This is a genomic window from Acinetobacter sp. USHLN143, from assembly GCF_037145695.1.
Classification (GTDB): domain Bacteria; phylum Pseudomonadota; class Gammaproteobacteria; order Pseudomonadales; family Moraxellaceae; genus Acinetobacter; species Acinetobacter fasciculus.
In genome coordinates, this window is the sequence record NZ_JBBCWZ010000011.1 from 19890 (window position 1) to 38517 (window position 18628).

Consider the following 18628-nt stretch of genomic DNA (forward strand, 5'->3'; position numbering starts at 1 on the left):
TTGTTATGTAGTGTAATTATACGTCACCCATCATTTAGTTCCTAAATAGTACTGCTAAATCGCATTCAGCTAAGGCCATACCTGCAGAGGTCTTAAATATGGTACATATAAGACATTAGATTAGGCTTTTAGGAACTGTAGATTATGGCGTTTTATGGCGATACAGACGCGCAAGAAACCCAAGAATGGCAAGATGCATTTGATTCTGTTTTGCAGCACATGGGCACTGAGCGTGCAGCATTTTTGTTAGAAAAACTTTATCAACGCGCAATTGCAAAGCATGTTCCTATTCAGCGTTTAAATACTCCCTACTTAAATACGATTTCTGTTGAAGAACAACCTGCAATGCCAGGCGATCAGGATATGGAGCGTCGTATTCGCGCGCTGATCCGTTGGAATGCCTTGGCAATGGTATTACGCGCGAATAAAACCGGTGATGATCTCGGTGGTCACCTGGCGAGTTTTGCTTCTTCTGCAACCCTTTATGATGTGGGCTTTAACCACTTCTTCCGTGCCAACAGCGATAGCTTCGGCGGCGACATGATCTATTACCAAGGTCACTGTGCACCAGGTATTTACGCGCGTTCATTTTTAGAAGGTCGTTTGACTGAAGAGCATCTAAATAATTTCCGTCGTGAAGTCGGTGGTAAAGGTCTGCCATCTTATCCGCATCCTTATTTGATGCCGGACTACTGGCAGTTCCCAACCGTATCGATGGGTTTGGGTCCAATCATGTCGATTTATCAGGCACATATTCAAAAGTACCTCATGAACCGTGGCCTGATCAAAGAAGAAGATCGTAAGGTTTGGGCGTATTTGGGCGATGGCGAGATGGATGAGCCGGAAAGCCTGGGTGCAATTTCTCTGGCAGGTCGCGAAAAGCTCGACAACCTGATTTGGGTAGTAAACTGTAACTTACAACGTCTGGATGGTCCGGTACGTGGTAATGGCAAGATCATTCAGGAACTTGAGTCACTATTCCGCGGCGCAGGCTGGCGTGTGATTAAAGTCGTGTGGGGCCGTCATTGGGATCCACTACTGGATAAAGATAAATCCGGCGCACTGAAAGCAGTGATGGAAGAAGCTGTCGATGGCGATTTTCAGCGTTACCAGGTAAAAGGTGGTGCTTACGCGCGTGAAAAGTTCTTCGGCAAATATCCAGAAGCAGCTGAGTTGGTTAAAGATTTAAGCGATGAAGATATTGATAATCTGAACCGCGGTGGTCACGACCCGTACAAAGTCTTTGCTGCTTATGCCGAAGCATGTACAGCCAAAGGTCAGCCGACTGTAATTCTGGCGAAAACCGTGAAAGGTTATGGTTTGTCCGAGGAAATTGAAGCAGTCAATAAAACTCACCAAATCAAGAAGATGCAAATCAATTCTTTGAAATACGTGCGTGACCGTTTCAATCTTCCTTTCACTGATGAACAGCTTGAAGAAGTACCATTCTACCGTCCAAGCGAAAATTCGCCTGAATTGAAATATATGAAGGCACGTCGTGAAGCATTGGGTGGTTATCTGCCTGCACGTCGTAAGGAAAGCGAACAGCTGGCGATTCCTGGACTTTCAGTATTTGATTCGGTCTTGGCCGGTTCAAATGGTAAAGAACAATCCACCACAATGGTAATGGTACGTTTAATCTCTGCACTTCTTAAGGAGAAAGCGATTAAAGACCGTGTTGTTCCAATCGTGCCTGATGAAGCACGTACTTTCGGTCTGGAAGGCATGTTCCGTCAGCTCGGTATTTATGCCGCGCATGGCCAGAAATATACCCCGGAAGACCAAGAACAGCTGATGCATTACCGTGAAGCCAAAGACGGTCACATGTTGCAGGAAGGGATTAACGAAGCCGGTGCGATGAGTGCATGGGCAGCATTGGCGACCAGTTATTCAACCAATAACCTGCCAATGATTCCGATGTATATGTACTACTCGATGTTTGGTTTCCAGCGTATTGGTGATATTGCCTGGGCAGCCGGCGATGCACAGGCACAAGGCTTCTTGCTGGGTGCAACTGCGGGTCGTACGACACTGAACGGTGAAGGCTTACAGCATCAGGATGGTCACTCACACATCTTGGCCAATACCATTCCAAACTGTGTCTCTTATGACCCATGTTTCGGTTATGAATTGGCAGTGATCGTGCATGACGGTTTACAGCGTATGTATGTGAACCAGGAACGTGTGTTCTATTACCTGACTGTGATGAACGAAAACTACGAGCATCCGGAAATGCCAAAAGGTGTTGAAGAAGGTATCAAGCGCGGTATGTACTTGCTTGAAGAAGACGAGAAAGCCACCGTTCAGTTACTGGGTTCAGGTGTGATTCTGCGTGAAGTGATCAAGGCGGCGAAGATTCTTCGTGAGGAATATCAAATTCATTCAAATGTCTACAGCGTAACCAGCTTCAATGAACTGGCACGTGACGGCATGGCATGTGAAGAATACAACCGCTTGCATCCGCTGGCTGAAGACGTGAAAGAAGCATGGGTATCGAAACAGCTCCGCGGTACTGAAGGTATTGTGGTGTCTGCAACCGATCATATGCGTGCTTATAGCGAACAGATCCGTGCTTATCTTCCAGATGGTCGTCCATTCGTAGCGCTGGGTACTGACGGTTATGGTCGTTCAGATACACGTGCCAACTTGCGTAGTTACTTTGGTGTTGATGCTGCCCATATTGTGGTGGCAACTTTGAAAAAACTGGCAGATGAAGGTGAAGTTGATGCGCGCCTGGTAAAAGATGCGATTTCGACTTTCGAGCTTGATACAGATCGTCCAGTAGCTTGGGCACCGCAAGAAACCCCATCTGTACATGCTGTTGCTGACTACAAAGAGGAGAACTAAGCATGCAAATTACGACTCCTGATATTGGTGTAGATAAGGCAACAGTGGCCGAAATTCTGGTCAAAGTCGGTGATACGATTGCGATTGATGACAGCATTGTCTTACTTGAATCTGATAAAGCCTCTGTTGAAGTGCCTAGCACTTCAGCAGGCGTGGTAAAAAGCATTCTGGTCAGCCAGGGTGATGAAGTCACTGAAGGCGCGGTACTGATTGAGCTACAGGCTGAAGACGGCAGCACGGATGTAGTAGAGTCACAGCGAGCAGATGCATCTGAAAAAACTTCAGAAAATACCCCGACCTCATTGCCGGATCAGGAAATCATGCAGGAAATCGCTTCACATCAGCCTAAAGCTTCTGCTGCTCCTGAGGCTCAAGCAAGCTCACAAGTGGTTGATGTTCAAATCCCTGATATTGGTGTAGAAAAAGCCACTGTCGGTGAAATTCTGGTTTCTGTCGGTGATGAAATCGAGGTAGATCAAAGTATCGTAGTGGTGGAATCAGACAAGGCGACTGTTGAAGTGCCAAGTACGGTTTCAGGCACGGTAGAGTCCATCGAGATTAAAGAAGGCGACACGATCAAAGAAGGTGTGGTCATTCTGAAAGTGAAAACGGCTGTTTCGGCAGCACAAGTACAGACAGAAGCACCTCAAGCACCAGTTGCTCAAGCGGCAACCCAAGAGAAAGCAGTTGAAGCGCCACAAACGCCAGCAGCACCTGCAGGTGATGTTGAAGTGAAGGTGCCTGATCTAGGCGTAGACAAGGCGGCTGTGGCTGAAATTCTGGTTCAGGTCGGTGATACGGTTGAAAAAGACCAGAGCATCATCGTGGTGGAATCAGATAAAGCGACTGTTGAAGTGCCAAGCACTACAGCCGGCGTGATTAAAGCCATTCATGTGGAACTGGGTCAAAATGTCTCTCAAGGCATTGCACTGATGACAATTGAAGCTGAAGCGCAAGCAGCTGCTGCACCTGTTGCAGCCAAAGCAGAAGCGCCGAAAGCGCCTTCTGCAAAAGCAGCACCGGCACCTGCTGCATCTTCTACTCAAACAGTCGCGGCGTCGGATAATGCCGATAAGCTGACCAAAGAGCAGAATGTCGCTAACTCGAAAGTCTATGCTGGTCCTGCTGTGCGTAAACTGGCACGTGAACTGGGCGTTGTGCTGGCAGACGTCAAAGCATCTGGCCCACACGCGCGCGTCATGAAAGAAGATCTGAAAGCGTATGTCAAAACGCGTCTTACTACGCCACAGGCGGCTCCTGTAGCCGCTGCTGCTCAAGTCGCAGGTCTGCCAAAACTGCCAGACTTTAGCGCTTTTGGTGGTGTGGAAGAGAAAGCCTTGACGCGTTTGCAACAAGTATCTATTCCACAATTGTCGCTGAATAATTTCATTCCGCAAGTGACCCAGTTTGATGCAGCAGATATTACGGAACTGGAAGCATGGCGTAATGAACTGAAAGGCAATTTCAAGAAAGAAGGCCTGAGCCTGACCATTATGGCGTTCATCATCAAAGCAGTTGCGCACTTGTTAAAAGAAGAGCGTGAGTTTGCTGGTCACTTGGCCGATGATGGTAAGTCAGTCTTGCTACGTAACGAGATCCATATGGGTATCGCGGTCGCAACGCCAGATGGTTTGACCGTGCCTGTGCTGCGTCATCCAGATCAGAAGTCAATTAAACAGATTGCCACTGAGCTAGGAACCTTGGGTCAAAAAGCGCGTGACAAGAAATTGTCGCCGAAAGATCTGCAAGGTGCGAACTTCACTATCACTAGCTTGGGTTCAATCGGTGGTACGGCATTTACGCCATTGGTGAACTGGCCGCAAGTGGCAATTCTGGGTATTTCACCTGCAACCATGCAACCGGTCTGGAATGGTGAAGGCTTTGATCCACGCTTGATGCTGCCGCTTTCATTGTCCTACGATCACCGTGTGATCAATGGTGCAGATGCTGCTCGTTTCACCAACAAGCTGACCAAGCTGCTCAAAGATATCCGTACTTTATTGATCTAAAAAATCATGTATATGCCTTCTATTTTCTTCCTCTGGGAGAAATATAAAGAGGGTGTAAAGAGAAAAACCCTGCTTCGGCAGGGTTTTTTGCTGTTGCATTGAAAAATAATCTATTTGATTCTATACTTGACGCACTTCATTGGGGAGTAGCCGCCTTTTGCGCAAAGCAGAAGGGTGATGGTCAACATATTTGCTCAAACGAGCATGGTCATCATAGCAAAGAACCAAGTTAGCTTTTCCAAGCTTTCTTTTGTTGGCAAGACCTTTGATTTACCACTCTGCAGATTTTGGCTAGCAGGAGCGGTGAGTCATTGGTATTGGATGCTAGCCAGAGAAAGACCTCATGTATGAATTCTTACTGTCGACTGCAATCGTAGCACTGGCTGAAATGGGTGATAAGACCCAACTGCTGGCATTGCTGCTTGCCGCACGTTTTCGCAAACCTGTTCCTATTTTAGTTGCCATTTTATTGGCGACGCTGATTAACCACGGCCTTTCTGCAGTATTGGGACAATGGGTAACCACAGTGATTGGGCCGGAAGTATAGTCAAATCATTATAAAACCAATACAATGGTGCAATGAGTTATTCAGAACATTTTAGACGTAAAATTTTAGCTAAGCTTGAGGAAGGTTATTCTATTCGAGCGGTAGCTGCACAATTTGAAATTAATAAAAATACCATTGTTGAATGGAAGAAACGTATAGAGATTAAAAAAACTCGTGTACGTAAACCTTCTAAAATTAACGATGATGCTTTACGTGAAGATGTTGAAAAGTATCCTGATGCTTATCAATATGAACGTGCTGCACGTTTTAATTGTGGTGTTTCATCTATTGGTGCTGCATTAAAGCGCTTAAATATTACAGTTAAAAAAAGACGTTAAGCCATCCTAAAGCAGATACAAAGCTTAGGGATAAATTTATTCTGCAAGTGAATGAATTAGAAAAAAACCATCCGATTATTTATCTGGATGAAAGTGGTTTTAAGTCACATGATTATAGACCTCATGGCTACTCACGAAAAGGAGTACCCTGTTTAGGGCAATATAATTGGCAATTAAAGAATCAGACCAATGCCATTGGAGCAATCCATGAGGGTAAGTTATTTTCAGTCGGTTTATTTGACTGCAAAATCAATTCAGATGTTTTTCATTTTTGGATTGAGCAATTCCTCATACCAGCATTACCAGAAAATAGTGTAGTGGTTATGGATAATGCAGCATTTCATAAAAGAGCAGATATTCAGGAGTTATTGGAACAACAAGGGCATAAAATTCTTTGGCTTCCTGCATACAGCCCTGATTTAAATCCTATAGAACACATGTGGGCATGGGTTAAACGTAAGCGTAAAGAATGGTTGATCGACTCAGTCGATGAGTTATTTCGAGTTTTTTTCGAATCTTGTATGAATAATAAAGTAGTTTGACTATACTGCTGTGGATCGTTTCGATTGGCTTTATCGCGATGGCAGTCTGGATGCTGATTCCGGATGAACTGGGTGATGAAAATGCCAGTATCAATAAATGGCAAAAATTCGGGGTATTTGGTGCAACCTTCATTTTGTTTTTTCTGGCAGAAATTGGTGACAAAACCCAGATTGCCACAGTGGCACTGGCGGCACGTTTCGACAGCGTCTTCTGGGTGATGTTGGGTACTACGCTAGGCATGATGCTGGCCAATGCGCCTGCGGTATTTTTGGGTGATAAACTGGCGAACAAACTACCGATCAGCCTGATCCATAAAATTGGCGCGGCCATTTTCCTGGTCATAGGTGTCGCGACCCTGGTTCAATATTATTTCTTTTAAATTATAAAATAACAAATTGCATGAATCCTGAGCTAAAAACTCAGGATTTTTTATGCTTAAATCCTCTGAAAAGCTTGATAAAGCTCGTGATATGGTCGGTTTTATGGATTGTAAATTCTATTAAATCCTTATATGTTGTATGGGTATAAAACAGCAGTTTTAACTATAAATTGGGGAATTTACATGGTTTTTGAGCGCACCACATCGCAAGTCCTGTTTGATAATGGGACACATAAATGCATTAGTTTTACTAGTCTGGTCAAAGGTGAAGGCGTTCAGGCAAACCAGTTTTTGATTATTGATCATGAGCGCGCAGCGGTACTCGATCCGGGTGGTGATTTAACCTATGTGCCGCTGACCATGGAACTGAATAAATACACCCGCTTGACCCATCTGGACTATGTCATGGCTTCACATCAAGACCCGGACATTATCACTTCCATGCCGCGCTGGCTGGTATATACCGATGCCAAAGTGGTGGCATCCAAGCTGTGGGCGCGTTTCTTGCCGCACTTAAACTCGGCCTTTATGAGCGACCGGATGAAAGGCAACTGGCTGGACCGTCTGGTGGAGCTTCCGGATCATGGTCAAATCATTCCACTGGGCCAATCTCATATTGTGGCGGTACCGGCGCATTTTCTGCATTCGGTAGGGAATTTCCAGTTTTATGATCCGATTGCCAAAATTTTATTTTCAGGTGATATGGGTGCGTCCATGGTTGAAGATGCCGCCAAGCCACTGGAAAACTTTGCCGCGCATATCCCAAAAATGAAAAGCTTCCATCAACGCTATATGTGCAATAACAAGGTGATTCGTCTCTGGGTGAAAATGGTACGCAGCATGGAAACCGAGATGATTGTGCCGCAGCATGGCACACCATTTATCGGCAAAGAGCAGATTACCCAGTTTCTGGACTGGATTGAAACGCTGGAATGCGGCACTGACCTGATGGATGAAACGGTTTTTACCTGTCCTGAATAGTTCACACAAAAAATAATTTTTTTCTTGTGTGGAAAAACAACATTTTTTATATTTCTTCTCCAAAAAACTTTTTTTTGATAATGAGAACTTATAAGAAATGTTGTCTCAAGTTCCAAAACCGGATGCGTGTTTAAGCTGCGGGGCGTGCTGCGCCTATTTCAGGGTTTCGTTTTATTGGGCTGAAGGAATTCATATGCCTGAGCACTATACCGAACCTGTGACAGCAGTCTATTCATGTATGGCTGGAACCAATCAAAAAAATCCACGCTGTATTGCACTTGATGGCACCATCGGCCAGCAGGTCAGCTGTGGTATGTATGAGCAGCGCAGTTCATCCTGCAAAGAAGTGCAGATTGCCGATGAGCAATGCAATAAGGCACGTATTGCACACAATATGTTGCCCTTTGTCCAGATTGAAACTGATGAAGCCGACAATGATGACAGTTTTGAATATGTCAGCTAAATCCATCCAAAGCAGAGCTTAGGCTCTGCTTTTCACTTCATTAAAATGATCGGGGTATATTTTAAAATAGGGAACTTCATGATCGGACGTATTATTGATACTGTTTTAGCACCCACATAGATCTGCGTGTACGAAGCTTGAATAAAAAAATAATTTTGCAATTGCAATGAAATTTAAGCCGATATTTGTTTATAATAGTGCACGGAAATTACCAGTGAGACTGTTATGTTGACCATCGTTCAAGACGCGTTAACCTTCGATGATGTCCTATTACTCCCTGCCTATTCTACTGTTCTTCCAAAAGATGTCTCCCTAAAGACACGTTTAACTCGTGGCATTAACCTGAATATTCCTCTTGTGTCTGCAGCAATGGATACGGTGACTGAGTCCCGTATGGCAATTGCAATGGCGCAAAATGGTGGTATCGGTATTTTGCACAAGAACATGGATATCGCTGTTCAGGCTGCAGAAGTGCGCCGTGTGAAAAAATTCGAAGCGGGTATGGTTAAAGACCCGATTACAGTGACTCCTGAGACCACAGTACGTGAATTGATTGCGCTGACTCAAGCCAATAATATCAGTGGTGTGCCTGTTGTGAAAGACGGCAAAGTGGTGGGTATCGTGACAGGTCGTGATACACGCTTTGAAACCAATCTTGAGCAGCCAGTCAGCAATATCATGACTGGTCAGGATCGTCTGGTGACAGTTCGTGAAGGCGAATCGAAAGAAAATATCCAAGCTTTATTGCAACAGCACCGTATTGAAAAAGTATTGGTGGTCAACGATCAGCAAGAGCTGAAAGGCTTAATTACGGTAACCGATTTCCGTAAAGCTGAATTGTATCCAAATAGCTGTAAAGATGACCTGGGTCGTCTGCGTGTTGGTGCTGCTGTCGGTACTGGTGCAGAAACGCCAAGCCGCGTAGAAGCCTTGGTTGATGCAGGTGTGGACGTGATTGTAGTCGATACTGCACATGGCCATTCTGCAGGTGTGATCGAGCGTGTACGTTGGGTTAAGGCCAATTATCCACAAGTTCAGGTGATTGGCGGTAACATCGCGACAGGTGATGCTGCGCTGGCGTTACTTGATGCAGGTGCGGATGCCGTTAAAGTTGGTATTGGTCCTGGTTCAATCTGTACCACGCGTATTGTGGCGGGTATTGGTATGCCACAGATCTCTGCGATTGATTCTGTTGCCAATGCGCTGAAAGATCAGATTCCTTTGATCGCAGATGGCGGTATTCGTTTCTCTGGCGATATGGCCAAAGCGATTGGTGCGGGCGCAAGCACGATTATGGTTGGTTCATTGATGGCCGGTACTGAAGAAGCACCAGGCGAAGTTGAATTCTTCCAGGGCCGTTACTACAAGGCTTATCGCGGTATGGGTTCATTGGGCGCGATGGCGGGTGCGACAGGTTCTGCTGACCGTTACTTCCAGGACTCCAAGGCCGGTGCCGAGAAGCTGGTTCCTGAAGGTATTGAAGGTCGTGTACCGTACAAAGGCCCAATGGGTAATATCGTACATCAGATGATGGGCGGCCTACGTTCTTCAATGGGTTATACCGGTTCTGCGACGATTGAAGACCTGCGTCAGAATGCCAAGTTTGTGAAAATCACTTCTGCCGGTATGTCTGAGTCGCATGTACATGATGTGACCATTACCAAAGAAGCACCAAACTATCGCGTAGGTTAATTTCCTGTGATTTAAAATTTTAAAAAGCCGTCATGCAAATGACGGCTTTTTTATTTTGGTGTAAAGTGTGACTCAAGGAAAAAAATGGGTGATATCAATCATCCGCTAAGAAGTGAGATAAAGATGAGTTATTTTGGTACGGATGGTATTCGTGGAAAGTTTGGCGAATTGCCGATTACCCCTGAGTTTGCCCTGAAACTGGGATTTGCGGCTGGTAAAGTTTTAAAACGTCATAGTAAAAAATCCAAACCATTGGTGGTTCTGGGTAAAGATACCCGTTTGTCTGGTTATATCCTGGAAGCTGCCTTACAGGCAGGTTTAAATGCCGCTGGCGTTTATGTTCACCTTTTAGGTCCACTACCGACACCGGCGATTGCTCACTTGACCCGTGCCTTACATGCCAGCTTGGGTATTGTCATTTCCGCTTCGCATAACCCGTATTTTGATAACGGCATTAAGTTCTTCTCTGCGGAAGGTAAAAAATTGCCAGATGCTTTACAAGACGAAATTAATCAGGAACTTGAAAAAGATTTTGTGATTGAAGATACGGCGAATCTGGGTAAAAGTATCCGGGTTAAAGATGCCAACGGTCGCTATATTGAATTCTGTAAATCGACGTTCCCGTATCATCTGGATCTGAATGAACTCACCATTGTGGTGGATTGTGCCAATGGTGCAGCCTATAACGTGGGACCTGCAGTGTTCCGTGAACTGGGCGCACGTGTAATTGCGATTCACAATGAGCCGAGCGGTTTAAATATTAATGAGGGCTGTGGTTCAACGCATCCGGAAAGCTTGCAACAAGCCGTGATTCAACATCAAGCGGATTTGGGTATTGCCTTTGATGGGGATGCTGACCGTGTGGTTCTCGTAGATAAAGCCGGTAATCTGATTGATGGCGACCATATTCTTTATATTCTTGCGACTCAAAGCTCGAAAAAACCGGCAGGTATCGTCGGTACCTTAATGAGCAATATGGCGCTGGAACTGGCGCTGGAAAAAGCTCAAGTGCCGTTATTACGTGCCAAAGTCGGCGACCGTTATGTATTACAAGGTCTGGAAGAAAATGGCTGGGTAATTGGCGGTGAGCCTTCTGGTCATATTCTGACTTTAGACAAGAGCACCACAGGCGATGCCATTATTGCAGCCCTGCAGGTTTTAACCGTGATGGTTGAACAGAAAAAAGCCCTGCATGAACTTGTGGCTGACTTTAAACTGTTGCCAAATGTCCTGGTCAATGTACGTTTAAATGCCATGTTTGACCCTTATTCAGTGCCTGAACTGGCAGCTGAATTTGAAAAAGCCGAACAGCAGCTTAAAGGTCGTGGCCGTTTATTGATTCGTAAATCTGGCACAGAACCTGTCATTCGTGTGATGGTCGAAGGCGATGATCTGGCTGAAGTCACCACACTTGCAAACAGCCTGGCAGATGCTGTGCGTGCCAATGCCGCTTAACAGGAACATAGATGATGAGTGATCTGATCAAGGATCTGAGTGAACTACGCCTGAATTATGAAAAAGGCGAGTTACAGGAACAGCAAGTCAATCCGAATCCACATATGCAGTTCCTGCAATGGTTTAACCATGCACTGGAAGCAAAATTGCATGAACCCTATGCCATGTCTTTGGCAACAGCCAATGCACAAGGTCGTCCACATGTGCGTACGGTATTGCTACGTGGAGCGACTGAAGCGGGTTATGACTTTTATACCAACTATGATAGTCAAAAAGGTCTGGATCTGGCTGAAAATCCTTATGCCGAACTGTTGTTGTACTGGCAGGATCAGGAGCGCCAGATTCGTATTTCAGGTCGTGTAAAGAAAATATCGGAAGAAGAATCGACCGACTATTATCATAAACGTCCACGCGAAAGCCAGATTGCCGCGCATATCAGTACCCCGCAAAGTGGCATCGTGGCTAGTCGTGAGGAATTGCAGCAACGTTTTTGGGATTTGCATACCCAGGTTGCCAATCAGCAACAGCTGGACAAGCCGGTATTCTGGGGCGGTTATCGTCTCGAACCCGATTATTATGAATTCTGGCAGGGTCGTCCGAACCGTTTGCATGACCGTTTAAGTTATCGCAAAACCGATGCCGGCTGGACTTTAGAGCGCTTAATGCCATAACCATGCAAAAACTGGAAATCAAACAACGTCCATTGCTGACACGCCCTGAAAATTTACCGGGCGTCCCTGCATTTGTGGCCGAGATTCTGGCTCGTCGTGGGGTGGAATCCGAGCAGGAACTTGAGCTCAAGCTGAAGCATTTGCTGGCACCGACCATGAAAGGCTTGCCTGAAGCCATTCAATTGATGGATCAGGCGATTGATCATGGCCAGAAAATCGTGATTGTCGGCGATTATGATGCCGATGGCGCGACCAGTACTGCACTCATGGTGCTGGCACTGCGTGATATGGGCGCCAATGTTGAATATCTGGTACCAGACCGTTTTAAATATGGGTATGGATTGACGCCCGCAATTGCAGATCTGGCCTTTGTCAATTTCACGCCTGATTTACTGATTACCGTGGACAATGGCATTTCCAGCCATGACGGAGTAAAACAGGCGCAGGATCATGGCATGCAGGTGATCATTACCGATCATCATCTAACGACCAAGCCGACACCAAAAGCCGAAGCGGTGGTTAATCCGAATCAGCTCGGTTGCGATTTCCCGAGCAAGGCCTTGGCCGGGGTGGGGGTGGCATTTTATGTGCTGGCCAATCTGTCGACCCATCGCAAGAAACTGGGGAAATCCTGTACGGTAATTACCAATTATCTTGATCTGGTAGCGCTCGGTACTTATGCCGATGTCGCGAGTCTGGACTATAACAACCGGATTCTGGTCGATGCAGGGTTGAAACGGATCCAGCAAGGGTTATGCCGAGCAGGAATCAGTGCGCTACTTGATATTGCAAAGCGTGATCCTGCTGGTCTGAAAGCTCAAGATTTGGGCTTTGTTTTAGGCCCACGGATTAACGCGGCTGGACGCATGGAAACCATGGATATCGGGATCGAATGTTTGCTGGCTCCTGATCTGACAACTGCTTATCCACTGGCTGAACAGCTGAATCAGCTCAATGTCGAACGCCGTCAGGTGGAAGGTAAAATCAAGCAGGAAGCCTTGCTTGAGCTGGATAAAATCCAGTGGGATGCCACTGAACTACCTGCTGCGTTGATCATGTTTGAACAGCATTGGCATCAGGGAGTGATCGGGATTGTAGCAGGGCGTTTAAAAGAGCAGTTCCATCGTCCGAGTATTGTTTTTGCCGCGGATCAGGATGGGATTCATATCAAAGGTTCGGCGCGTTCGATTGAAGGTATTCATATTCGTGATGCGATTGAACAGGTGGCAGAGCAATATCCTCATTTAGTCAGTCATTTTGGTGGCCATGCAGCAGCAGCCGGTTTAACCCTGAAAAAAGAAAATTTCGCCGAGTTTAAGCAGGTCTTTGAAGTACTGATTGGTGCGATGGATGAGGATTTATTCACTGCGACTTTATGGACGGATGGAGAGCTGCCAGCTTCTGCTTTTCACATTGAAACAGTCGATTTATTACAGAATTTAAGTCCATGGGGGCAAAAATTCCCCCAACCGATTTTTGATGGTGTGTTTAAAATCATGCACTATCGCTGGCTTAAAGATGTGCATCTTAAGTTACGTGTGGCGTTGGAGAATGGGCAGGTCGTGGATGCGATCGCTTTCAATGCAGCGGATAAATATGACTTTGACCCGATGAAAGATACACGATTGGTCTATGAGCTGGATAAAAATGTATTTAATGGCAATATCAGCTTGCAAATGCGGATTATCCATTTAGAACAATAGGCCATAAAAAACCGCTCGAGTGAGCGGTTTTTTTTGCTTTTAATCGGAGAGATTAGAAGCGGAAAGTACCGTTAATACCGAAAGAGTCAGCACCGTCAGTAGTTGTGTAATTCACGCCAGCTGCAATTGCAGGTGTAAAGAATTTTTGAGCACGTACTGAGAATACAGTATCAAAATCTTCTAAGGTTGCATCGTTAATAGATACGCCCACGCTTAAAGTTGGATCAATATAAAGATCAGCAGCTACACCATACGCATTCTCATCACCAAAAGCAGTGAATGCTTCAAAGTTAGCGTAGTGGTTGCCAACTAAAGTTACATATTTAGCACGTAGGGTAAGAGCTGTGTCATCTGCCAATGCACTTGATGTGCTATAAGCATTAATGAAACCCTTTTTAGCAACTTGAGCTGCATCGATATTTTCTTTAGAAATACCGGCTGCTAAAAGTAAGCCATTAATAGGCAGATAACCTGCTTCAATTGCATAACCCGTATTGTCATCAGATGCTTTGCCAAATTCACTTTCAGCAGTAACTTCTGCACGGTTTAAGCTACCCGCAACATAGAACTGTGAGTTTGGAATAAAGAATTCACCATTGATACCTACAGTATCAATTTCCAGTTCAACACCTTCGTCTTCAGTGCTTGCATTAGCATAAGCCAAACCAATATTGCTTGCTTTGCTTAAAAATGCTGCTTCAGCAAGAGGAGCATTTTTAACTTGAACCCCATTTAAATAATATTTTCCACCAATTGCAAAGGTATCTATATCCCCTAAGCCATCGGTGTCTGTATTTTCATATGCTGCATTAACTTCAGCTTGATAAGCATGTGCAGTTCCCAGGCCAGCAAGAAGCGCTGTAGCAAGAGCAAGTTTCTTAAGCATTTAGATTTCTCTCTTTGTTATAAAAATATGACTGTTTGATGAACAGTTGTAACAAATTGTACAGCTTATATTCGCCCCGTCAATGTGCAAAAATACCTAAATGCTTGTTAAAAGTGCAATAAAAAAACCCATCCGAGGATGGGTTTCTATGAATGACTAACTTTTGGTTTTAGATTAGAAGCGGTACTTCGCTGCTACACCAAAGGTATTGTAGTCATTGTTAAACTGTTCGCCAAAGCCGACACGGCCTTCTAAGCTCACTTGCTGGTTAATGAACTTACGTGCATTGATACCAAATTCGCTCTTGTCTGTAATATCATTGTTGTGATAATCAGCACCGACACTCAAGGTTTTGTCGATGAAATAATCTGCTGCCAGATTGTATTCATCTAAATCACCAAACGCTGCACCTGCTTCCAGGTTGATGTCTTTACCGTTGCTAAGTGTAGTGACATATTTAGCACGCAATGTTGGATCTACGCCATCATCATTGTCGTTATCCCAACCTTTTACACCCGCCGCAATCAATAGACCTGGCGCTGGCAGATAACCGACTTCAGCTGCATAGGTGGTTAAATCATTTTCTACATCATCATTGTCTTGCAGATCATGGCCATTGACGTTACCGCTTAAGTAGAAGTCAGAATTCGGTACGAAGTACTCTGCACCTACGCCATAACGATGCGCTTCAGAATCACCAATTTCATTATATTGATATTGCGCACTCACGTTGCTAGCACGATCAAGGAATGCTGCTTCTGCTAATGGTGCATTACGTGTTTGAACTGGATTGAAGTAATATGTACCATCAACGCCGAAAGAACCGCTAGTTCCACCGTTGTCAGGATCAAACACTCCTGCTGATGCACCAATTTCTGCTTGGTAAGCATGTGCTGCTGTACCAGTCATTGCTATTGCTGAAAGTAGTGCCGAAGCAATCGCTAATTTTTTCATGGTTACTACCCCTCAAATCGTGAGTTAAAAACATTACACTTTTTGTTACAACTTTCAGTCTAGAGCAATTCCAAAGATCGTCAATCAAAGGAAAGTTACAGTAATGTGAATAGCGTAATCTTGTGTAATTTTTGCTAAACAAGTGACTGAATAATAAAATTAAATTTATAATGTAGTGTTTTATTAAAACTGTGTAGATATTGTGGAATCTATTGAATTCGCTGATTTTTTATACAGACCAATAAGAAATCCTAAATTATAAAATCAATTGCAAAATTATATTTCGGTCATAAAACGGGGCTAAAAAGCCGATAAAAATTTCGGATAAAAAGACGCAAAAGAGTCTATGAGATGTTGAAAATTGGATGAGGGAAATACAGGTCTAAATGCTCAAGACATTCGAGCTTTAGACTGAATGGATCGTTAAAATAGCGGAAATAGACTGTGCTATAATACCGGGCTAAGAATTTTGTGCCTAATTTTGATTGAGAGTAATTCACGTGGAAATTAATCCGTATCTAAACCAATTAAAAGACTTAAACGAACGTGGTCAAACACTACGGGGGTATCTTTGACTACGATCTGAAAAAAGAGCGTTTAGAAGAAGTCCTGCGTGAATTAGAAGATCCAACCATCTGGAATGACCAGAGTCGTGCCCAAGCGATGGCCAAAGAAAAAGGCGAGCTTGAAAACGTATTAAATGTGCTGGATGGCTTGAGTACCCAGCTTGAAGATGCACAGGCTTTGCTTGATCTGGCGGTTGAAGCGGATGATGAAAGCTTGCTAGAAGACGTACAGGCTGAACTGAGCACGGCTGAAGAAGAACTGGCCAAGCTTGAATTCCGCCGTATGTTCAATAATCCGATGGATCCAAACCCTTGCTATCTTGAAATTCAAGCTGGTTCAGGCGGTACAGAAGCACAGGACTGGGCGTCTATGTTGCTACGTATGTATCTACGCTGGATTGAACGTCATGGCTTTAAAGCAGAAGTGATGGAAGAGTCGGATGGCGATGTTGCCGGGATTAAATCTGCGACGATTCGTGTGGAAGGTGAGTACGCCTATGGCTGGTTACGTACCGAATCTGGTGTACACCGTTTAGTGCGTAAGTCGCCCTTTGACTCGGGCAACCGTCGTCATACCTCGTTCTCTGCCGTGTTTGTGTCACCGGAAGTTGATGACAATATCGAAATTGAAATCAATCCGTCCGATGTTCGTACCGATACTTATCGTGCATCAGGGGCGGGTGGTCAGCATATTAACAAAACAGATTCTGCCGTGCGTTTAACCCATGCACCGACCGGAATTGTGGTGGCCTGTCAGAACCAGCGTTCACAACATGCCAACCGTGACCACGCCTGGAAGCAGTTACGTGCCAAACTTTATGAGCTCGAGATGAGCAAACGTAACGAAGCGGCACAAGCACTGGAAGATTCCAAGTCTGACATTGGGTGGGGTAGTCAGATCCGTTCTTATGTCCTGGATGATTCACGTATTAAGGATTTGCGTACAGGTGTGGAAAATTCCAATACTGGCGCAGTTCTGGACGGTGATCTGGACAAATTTATCGAAGCAAGCCTGAAACAGGGCCTGTAAGAAATCGTTTAAAAGCTGGCGTAACAAAGCTTGTGCAGATTGTGATTATTATATCTAAAATTTTCGATATATAAATCGAAAAAATACGATATAATGGCCGCAGATGCTGAATAAAGTTTCGTTGCGCCACTGATTGTGATGTGCCTATGGACCTTGATCTAATTTTTAAAGCCTTAGCCAATCCGACCCGTCGACAAATTCTGGAGTGGTTAAAATCTCCGGAGCAATATTTGTCTGCGGAAGAGTGTGGTGGCTTTCAACGTGGGGTCTGTGCAGGTCAAATTGAACGTTTGGGCCAGGTTTCCCAGTCCACCATGTCCAATCACCTGTCGGTGTTACAGCAGACTGGCCTGATCACTGCGACCAAGCATGGACAGTGGTCATATTTCTCCCGCAATGAAACTTTGATTCAACAATTTATCGAACACCTACAACAACACCTTTAACAGGTGGGAGTAACGATGGCTGAATTAAATTCTCCTTTAACGCTCGGTGCGTTAGAGCTTAAAAACCGTGTCATCATGGCGCCGCTGACCCGTAACCGCGCAACTGCTGATCGCGTTCCAACCCCAATGATGGTTGAGTACTATGCGCAACGTGCAAGTGCTGGCCTGATTATTTCTGAAGCCACAGTGATTTCTGAAGAAGCCAATGGCTATTTAAATACTCCAGGATTGTTTACCGATGCTCAGGTCGAAGGCTGGAAAAAGGTTACTCAAGCGGTTCATGAGAAGGGCGGTCTGATTGTTGCCCAGCTTTGGCATGTTGGTCGTGTATCGCATCCGGATCTGTTAAATGGTGAAACACCAGTCTCTGCAAGTGCAGTACAACAGGCGGGTCATGTCAGCTTGTTACGTCCAAAACGTCCTTATGTGTTGCCGCGTCCGCTGGAAATTTCGGAAATTCATGCCATTACCGAGCAATATAAGCAAGCCGCGATTCGTGCTAAAGAAGCCGGTTTTGATGGTGTTGAATTACATGCTGCCAATGGTTATCTGATTGACCAGTTCTTGCAAAGCAAAACCAATCAGCGTGAAGATGAATACGGCGGTTCAGTGGAAAATCGTACACGTTTCCTGCTAGAAGCAACTGATGCACTGATTGAAGTATGGGGCGCAGATCGTGTAGGGGTGCATTTTGCGCCGCGTTGTGATGACCATGACATGGGCGACAATGATCCACGTGAAACATTTGGCTATGCCATGGAGCAGCTGGGTAAGCGCAAGATTGCCTTCTTCTTTACCCGTGAATATCTGGCAGAAGACAGTATTTCTGAATATATGAAACAGCGCTCAAATGGAGTGCCTTATATTGCCAATATGCAACTAAGTCGTGAAGATGCCATTGAATTACTGGCTTCAGGCAAGGCTGATGCGGTGGCTTTTGGTAAGGCGTATATTGCCAATCCGGATCTATACGAACGTCTGCTCGAAGATGCGCCGCTGAATGAACTGAAGCTGGAAAATATGATCGGAACCAATGTCGCGGAAGGCTATATTGATTATCCGACATTGGCTGAAGCAGAAGCTTTAACTACAGTAGAATAATCTAAAAATGAGCCACA

General features: G+C 45.0%; 15 protein-coding genes, 2 pseudogenes and 1 riboswitch. Of the genes and pseudogenes, 15 read left to right on the forward strand and 2 right to left on the reverse strand.

Annotated elements, in window-relative coordinates:
* The first annotated feature begins 144 nt into the window (after window positions 1-144).
* The 12 genes and pseudogenes from aceE (at window position 145) to recJ (ending at window position 13628) form a co-directional block, all read left to right on the forward strand.
* Entirely contained in the window at window positions 145-2847 is a 2703-nt protein-coding gene (aceE, locus tag WFH18_RS05030; protein ID WP_004281324.1) for a pyruvate dehydrogenase (acetyl-transferring), homodimeric type, read from the forward strand.
* A gap of 2 nt (window positions 2848-2849) precedes the next feature.
* Complete coding sequence (locus tag WFH18_RS05035; protein ID WP_336754658.1) at window positions 2850-4856, forward strand: 2-oxo acid dehydrogenase subunit E2; 2007 nt, start codon at window positions 2850-2852, stop codon at window positions 4854-4856.
* Between the two features lie 129 nt (window positions 4857-4985).
* A riboswitch (yybP-ykoY riboswitch) is annotated at window positions 4986-5127 on the forward strand.
* Between the two features lie 72 nt (window positions 5128-5199).
* Window positions 5200-5400, forward strand: a pseudogene (locus WFH18_RS05040) (TMEM165/GDT1 family protein); the annotation flags it as partial.
* A gap of 35 nt (window positions 5401-5435) precedes the next feature.
* Entirely contained in the window at window positions 5436-5741 is a 306-nt protein-coding gene (locus WFH18_RS05045; RefSeq protein WP_000122230.1) for an IS630 transposase-related protein, read from the forward strand.
* Window positions 5742-5788: 47 nt separating this feature from the next.
* Window positions 5789-6283 carry an IS630 family transposase gene (locus WFH18_RS05050; RefSeq protein ID WP_004781677.1) on the forward strand — a complete coding sequence of 165 codons (495 nt, stop codon included), beginning with the start codon at window positions 5789-5791 and terminating at the stop codon, window positions 6281-6283.
* A 20-nt stretch (window positions 6284-6303) separates the two neighbouring features.
* A pseudogene (locus tag WFH18_RS05055) lies at window positions 6304-6663 on the forward strand (TMEM165/GDT1 family protein); the annotation flags it as partial.
* A 183-nt stretch (window positions 6664-6846) separates the two neighbouring features.
* The gene (locus WFH18_RS05060; RefSeq protein ID WP_004647246.1) at window positions 6847-7644 is read left to right on the forward strand and encodes an MBL fold metallo-hydrolase; all 798 of its coding nucleotides are present in this window, start codon (window positions 6847-6849) and stop codon (window positions 7642-7644) included.
* Between the two features lie 97 nt (window positions 7645-7741).
* Window positions 7742-8107: a YkgJ family cysteine cluster protein gene (locus WFH18_RS05065; protein WP_080591854.1), complete on the forward strand. Its 366-nt coding sequence runs from the start codon at window positions 7742-7744 to the stop codon at window positions 8105-8107.
* Between the two features lie 225 nt (window positions 8108-8332).
* Entirely contained in the window at window positions 8333-9799 is a 1467-nt protein-coding gene (guaB, locus tag WFH18_RS05070; RefSeq protein WP_004281332.1) for an IMP dehydrogenase, read from the forward strand.
* 123 nt (window positions 9800-9922) lie between these two features.
* Entirely contained in the window at window positions 9923-11254 is a 1332-nt protein-coding gene (gene glmM / locus WFH18_RS05075) for a phosphoglucosamine mutase (RefSeq protein WP_017397940.1), read from the forward strand.
* Window positions 11255-11268: 14 nt separating this feature from the next.
* Window positions 11269-11925, forward strand: a complete 657-nt coding sequence (pdxH, locus tag WFH18_RS05080) for a pyridoxamine 5'-phosphate oxidase (RefSeq protein WP_005267646.1) — start codon at window positions 11269-11271, stop codon at window positions 11923-11925.
* Between the two features lie 2 nt (window positions 11926-11927).
* Complete coding sequence (recJ, locus tag WFH18_RS05085) at window positions 11928-13628, forward strand: single-stranded-DNA-specific exonuclease RecJ (RefSeq protein ID WP_005267644.1); 1701 nt, start codon at window positions 11928-11930, stop codon at window positions 13626-13628.
* A 52-nt stretch (window positions 13629-13680) separates the two neighbouring features.
* On the opposite strand, the gene WFH18_RS05090 is transcribed toward recJ, so the two are convergent.
* Together WFH18_RS05090 and WFH18_RS05095 are read right to left on the reverse strand one after the other, a co-directional pair.
* Window positions 13681-14514 (reverse strand): putative porin, encoded by an 834-nt coding sequence (locus tag WFH18_RS05090; RefSeq protein WP_005267643.1) that lies wholly within the window; start codon window positions 14512-14514, stop codon window positions 13681-13683.
* A gap of 174 nt (window positions 14515-14688) precedes the next feature.
* Window positions 14689-15468, reverse strand: coding sequence for a putative porin (locus tag WFH18_RS05095; protein WP_004729179.1), 780 nt, complete (start codon window positions 15466-15468; stop codon window positions 14689-14691).
* Window positions 15469-15968: 500 nt separating this feature from the next.
* Here WFH18_RS05095 and prfB point away from each other — a divergent pair.
* From prfB to WFH18_RS05110, 3 genes are all read left to right on the forward strand, one after another.
* Window positions 15969-17064, forward strand: a protein-coding gene (prfB, locus tag WFH18_RS05100; protein ID WP_138743206.1) for a peptide chain release factor 2 whose coding sequence is annotated in 2 segments (ribosomal slippage) — window positions 15969-16040 and window positions 16042-17064 — 1095 coding nt in all. Because the reading frame shifts where the segments join, the coding sequence is not laid out codon by codon here.
* A 146-nt stretch (window positions 17065-17210) separates the two neighbouring features.
* Window positions 17211-17510 (forward strand): ArsR/SmtB family transcription factor, encoded by a 300-nt coding sequence (locus WFH18_RS05105; protein ID WP_004281346.1) that lies wholly within the window; start codon window positions 17211-17213, stop codon window positions 17508-17510.
* Between the two features lie 15 nt (window positions 17511-17525).
* Window positions 17526-18611 carry an alkene reductase gene (locus WFH18_RS05110; protein ID WP_004729181.1) on the forward strand — a complete coding sequence of 362 codons (1086 nt, stop codon included), beginning with the start codon at window positions 17526-17528 and terminating at the stop codon, window positions 18609-18611.
* Window positions 18612-18628 lie beyond the last annotated feature (17 nt).